The sequence below is a fragment of the Candidatus Thiosymbion oneisti genome (assembly GCF_900092655.1).
GTDB lineage: Bacteria > Pseudomonadota > Gammaproteobacteria > Chromatiales > Chromatiaceae > Thiosymbion > Thiosymbion oneisti.
The window spans coordinates 1-945 of record NZ_FLUY01000388.1 but is presented as its reverse complement, the minus strand read 5'-3'; the positions used below and the strand labels follow the sequence as shown (position 1 = coordinate 945).

Annotated in this window: 1 protein-coding gene; it reads right to left on the bottom strand. The window is 58.0% G+C overall.

All coding sequences use genetic code 11. The annotated features are described in order from the left end of the window. Window positions 1-314: 314 nt before the first annotated feature. Window positions 315-812: a hypothetical protein gene (locus tag BQ17_RS20160; protein ID WP_141699075.1), complete on the bottom strand. Its 498-nt coding sequence runs from the start codon at window positions 810-812 to the stop codon at window positions 315-317. Window positions 813-945: the final 133 nt, after the last annotated feature.

The following is a 945-nucleotide window of genomic DNA, read 5'->3' as shown; positions in this document are numbered from 1 at the left end:
CGCCGCCCCTCTGGCTTGCTGAGAAGGCAAATTTGCGCAAAATATCCTAACCAGTCTGGAATCCATAAAGAGCCAATTTTAAATGATTTGTTGGGCTACGAGCTTCGCCCCGCTCCCGCCGGGAGAGAGCCTGCCCCGAGCGTAGCGAGGGGGCCAGGGAGAGGGGATCAAAAAGAAACCGGGAGTGGTCGGTGAACCTCTCGACTGCTCTCACTTAAAAATTTACCACTACCGAAACAATAAATGATGTACGACCAGATCAGGTTTCCTTGTCCCTGCTGCGGCCGTCTGGTTTTCGACTGGGAACCCGGATTTCACCAGCCTCGATAATACCAAGGGTTGTCCCAACCTGGCAGAGGATAGGTCAGCGTCTGTGGTGACGCCTGCCCGGATGCCCCCGTGGCAGCGTCGGCTGGAGATGGTAACGGTGGTGCGGAAAACCCGGAGGTCTCTTCCTGCCAGGGGCTTTGCCGGAGTTGCCAGGGGACTTGGTTGCGGAAGGTCTCGCGGTCGCGCTCTATATGCTCCAAAAAGGTATCGTGACGGCGTTGGGTTTCCTGTTCTCGTATCTCTTGCCGGGCCGCGCCCCAGGGGTCGATCCGACGCCGGGCCTCCCGTGCGGCGCGGCGACGTTCCTGCCGGATTTTTTGCCGTTGCGCGCGCACCTCGTCGAGCCACCGGCGAACCGGTTGGGGCTCCGCAGAGGGCGTGCTCTCGGTCGGAGGGGGTAGTGGCGTCTGCGCCGCAAGGGGAAAGACTGCGAGCAGTCCGATGCACAGGACGGTAATCGGTCTTGTCGATCGTCGGGACATTCGATCCCTTAGTTCAGGATTGCGTTTAACCGGACAGCTCTAAACTTAAAAAATTTGGTAGTGGTAAATTTATAAGTGAAAAAGTAGAGCGATTCATCCCTTTGATCCCCTCTCCCCAACCCTCTCCCGGAGG

Bases quoted from the DNA above. Each gene is read 5' to 3' on its own strand.
- BQ17_RS20160 (WP_141699075.1), bottom strand. From the start codon at position 812: ATGTCCCGACGATCGACAAGACCGATTACCGTCCTGTGCATCGGACTG.